The organism is Nonomuraea sp. NPDC001684 (assembly GCF_053596515.1).
Genome location: NZ_JBSFGJ010000672.1, coordinates 1 through 3604, shown reverse-complemented (window position 1 = coordinate 3604; position 3604 = coordinate 1). Strand labels below are relative to the sequence as shown.

Annotated in this window: 5 protein-coding genes; all 5 read left to right on the top strand. The window is 73.5% G+C overall.

Features of this window, described 5'->3' with window-relative positions; translation table 11 throughout:
- Positions 1-6 precede the first annotated feature (6 nt).
- Positions 7-2037, top strand: coding sequence for a prolyl oligopeptidase family serine peptidase (locus ACWCSD_RS49830; RefSeq protein ID WP_449926402.1), 2031 nt, complete (start codon positions 7-9; stop codon positions 2035-2037).
- Between the two features lie 32 nt (positions 2038-2069).
- Positions 2070-2408: an ArsR/SmtB family transcription factor gene (locus tag ACWCSD_RS49825; RefSeq protein ID WP_352356418.1), complete on the top strand. Its 339-nt coding sequence runs from the start codon at positions 2070-2072 to the stop codon at positions 2406-2408.
- Complete coding sequence (locus ACWCSD_RS49820) at positions 2395-3012, top strand: SRPBCC family protein (RefSeq protein ID WP_449926396.1); 618 nt, start codon at positions 2395-2397, stop codon at positions 3010-3012. The genes ACWCSD_RS49825 and ACWCSD_RS49820 overlap by 14 nt, the downstream gene beginning before the upstream one ends.
- A complete protein-coding gene (locus ACWCSD_RS49815; RefSeq protein ID WP_358004655.1) occupies positions 3009-3407 on the top strand; it encodes a VOC family protein in 399 nt (132 codons plus the stop codon). The genes ACWCSD_RS49820 and ACWCSD_RS49815 overlap by 4 nt, the downstream gene beginning before the upstream one ends.
- Before the next feature lie 65 nt (positions 3408-3472).
- Positions 3473-3604: NAD(P)H-binding protein (locus tag ACWCSD_RS49810; RefSeq protein WP_449926399.1), on the top strand; the 132-nt coding region annotated here is incomplete at its 3' end.

Genomic DNA, 3604 nt, shown 5'->3' with positions numbered 1-3604 from the left:
CCTCCCCTGACGCTTCCCCGCCAGCACGCCCGCACGGCTCGCTTCACCTACGGCGTCCCGCGGAACTTCACGATCTCCCCGGACGGCGCGCGGGTGATCTTCCTGCGGTCGTCCTCCGGCGAGGATCCGGTGCACCGGCTGTGGTCGTTCACCGTGGCCACGGGGGAGGAGCGCCTGCTGGCCGCGCCGGGCGCGCCCGTGCCCGGCGCGCGGCTGTCGGAGGCCGAGCGCGCCCGCCGGGAGCGCACCCGTGAACACGCCTCCGGCATCGTCGCCTACGCCACCGACGCGGCCGTCACCAAGGCCGTCTACGCGGCCGACGGCGCGCTGCACACCGTCGACCTGCTGACCGGCGAGGTGACCGCGCTCGGCCTGACCGGCTCCGACCCGCGGCTGGACCCCACCGGCGAGCACGTCGCGTTCGTCTCCGGCGGCGCGCTGCACGTGGGGGAGCGGCCGCTGCTGGTGCCCGACGGCACCGACGTGACGTGGGGGCTGCCCGAGCACGTGGCGGGCGAGTCGATGGGCCGTCACCGCGGCTACTGGTGGGCTCCCGACGGCACCCGCCTGCTGGCCGCCCGGGTGGACAACGCCGCGGTGCAGAAGTGGTGCCTGGCCGAGCCGGCCGAGCCCGGCCGGCCGCCGCGGACCATGGCCTACCCGCCGGCCGGCACGGCCAACGCCGACGTGTCGTTGTGGCTGGTCACGCTGGAGGGCCGGCGCACCCGGGTGGTGTGGGACCGCGCGGCCTTCGAGTACGTGGCGGCGGTGTCGTGGACCGGCCAGGGCCTGCTGGTGCTGGTGCAGAGCCGCGACCAGCGCACCACCCGCGTCCTGGAGGTCGATCCGGCCACCGGGGCGACCACGCCGGTGCGCGAGGACACCGACGACGCCTGGCTGGAGCTGGTGCCCGGCGTGCCGTCGCGCACGGCCGCGGGCGAGCTGGTCTGGACGGTCGACCGCGACGACACCCGCCGCCTGATGGTCGGCCAGGACGTGGTGACCCCGCCCGGCCTGCAGGTGCTGGCGGTGCTGGCCGTCGACGGCGACACCGTGCTCCTCCACTGCTGCGAGGAGCCCACCGAGCGGCACCTGTGGACCTGGTCCAGGGCCGAGGGCCTGGTCAGGGTGACCGCCGAGCCCGGCGTGCACACCGGCACGCGCGCGGGCGGGGCGACGGTCGTGGTGCGCCGCTCCCTGGAGGAGCACGGGGTGGGGGTGAGCGTGGGCGACCGGACGATCGCCTCCCACGGCGCGGTCCCGGTGCTGCGGCCGCGGGTGGAGCTGGTGTCGCTGGGCAAGCGCGACCTGCGTACGGCGATCCTGTTCCCGTCCGGGCACGTGCCGGGGTCGGGGCGGTTGCCGGTGTTGTTGTCGCCGTACGCCGGGCCGACGGCGGCGCGGGTGCTGCGCGGCCTGGACGGCTTCGCGATCGAGCAGTGGTTCGCCGAGCAGGGCTTCGCCGTGCTGGTGACCGACGGCCGGGGCACGCCGGGCCGGGGGCCGGCCTGGGAGCGCGCGGTCCGGTTCGACAAGCTGAGCGCCGCGCTGGAGGACCAGGCCGACGCGCTGCAGGCCGCCGCCGCCCGCCATCCCGACCTGGACCTGGGCCGGGTGGCGATCCGCGGCTGGTCCTACGGCGGTTATCTGTCGGCGGCGGCGGTGCTGCGTCATCCCGACGTCTTCCACGTGGCGGTCGCGGGCGCCCCGGTGACCGATCCCCGCCTGTACGACACCCATTGGCAGGAGCGTTACCTGGGCCATCCCGACGAGCATCCCGAGGCCTACGACCGCTGCTCGCTGCTGGCCGACGCGCCCGGCCTGAGCCGTCCGCTGATGCTGGTGCACGGCCTGGCCGACGACAACGTCTTCGCCGCCCACACGCTGCGCCTGTCGGCGGCGCTGCTGGCCGCCGGCCGTCCGCACACGGTGCTGCCGCTGAGCGGCGTGACGCACATGGCCCCCCAGGAGGACGTGGCCGAGAACCTGCTGCTGCTGGAGCTGGACTTCATCCGCCACCACCTATCCCAGGTTTGACTTATATAAGTCGCACCTGAAACACTGAGGTCGTGCACGCGTTCGACGTCCTCGGGGATCCGGTCCGCCGCCGGATCCTGGAGCTGCTGGCCGGCGGCGAGCAGAGCTCCGGCGAGGTCACCGCAGTCATCCAGCGAGAGTTCGGCGTCTCACAGCCGGCGGTCTCCCAGCACCTGAAGGTGCTGCGCGACAACGGGTTCGCCAGCGTGCGGGCCGAGGGCACGCGACGGCTCTACGCCGTGGAGCCCGCGCCGCTGCGGGAGGTCGACCTCTGGCTCGACCGTTTCCGCGGCTTCTGGGAGCAGCGCCTCGACGCGCTGGCCACCGAGCTGGCGCGGGGCAGAAGAAAGAAGCACGATGGACAGCCTTGACGAGATATCCCGGATCAGGCGCGAGCTCACGGACGGCGAGCGCAAGTCCGTGACCCTGACCCGCCACTACGACGCGGAGGTGGCGGACGTCTGGGACGCCTGCACCGACGGTGAGCGCATAGCCCGCTGGTTCATGCCGGTCTCCGGCGACCTGCGGCTGGGGGGCACGTACCAGCTGGAGGGGAACGCGGGCGGGGAGATCCTGGCCTGCGAGCCGCCCTCCTACCTCAGGGTGAGCTGGTTGTTCGGGCCCGACCCTGGCTTCTCCGAGGTCGAGGTGCGCCTGTCGGCCGAGGGCGGGGGCACCCGGTTCGAGCTGCGCCACACCGCCGAGGTGCCGCCGGAGATGTGGGGCCGGTTCGGGCCCGGGGCGGTCGGCGTGGGCTGGGACCTCGGGCTCCTGGGCCTCCGGCTGCATCTGTCCGGGCTGCCGATGCCCGACAAGGCCGGCTTCGAGCTGACCGCCGACGGCCGCCGCTACATCACGGCCAGCAGCCGGGCGTGGGGCGCGGCCTTCGAGGAGGCCGGGGCGCCGCCCGAGACCGCCGCCGCCGCGGTCGCCGCCACCACCGCTTTCTACCTACCGACGGAGGACCAGTCATGAGCCAGAAGACCACCACATTCCTGATGTTCCAGAACCGCGACGCCGAGGAGGCGATGAACTTCTACGTCTCGCTGTTCGAGGACTCCAAGGTGGTGGCCGTCTCCCACTACGGCCCGGAGGGGCCGGGGCCCGAGGGAACCGTCATGCACGCCACGTTCACCCTGGCCGGCCAGGAGTACATGTGCATCGACAGCAGCGAGCGGCACGCGTTCGGCTTCACCCCCTCGATGTCGATCTGGGTCGCGTGCGACACCGAGGAGGAGATCGACCGGCTCTACGCGGCGCTGGCGGAGGGCGGCCAACCGCTGATGCCGATCGGCTCCTACGGCTTCAGCACCAGGTTCGGCTGGGTCAACGACCGGTTCGGCGTCTCCTGGCAGCTCAACCTGGCCTGAGCGCCGCCCCGGGCGACGAGTAGGGTGAGTAAGTGTTCACCCACCCTACCGCGAAGGGGCACGACATGAGGCTCGTCATCTTCGGCGCGACCGGTCGCACGGGGCTGGAGCTCGTCCGGCAGGCGCTCGACCTGGGGCACGAGGTCACCGCCGTCGTCCGCGACGCCGCCCGGTTGCCGGCCGGGCTGCGCGACCGG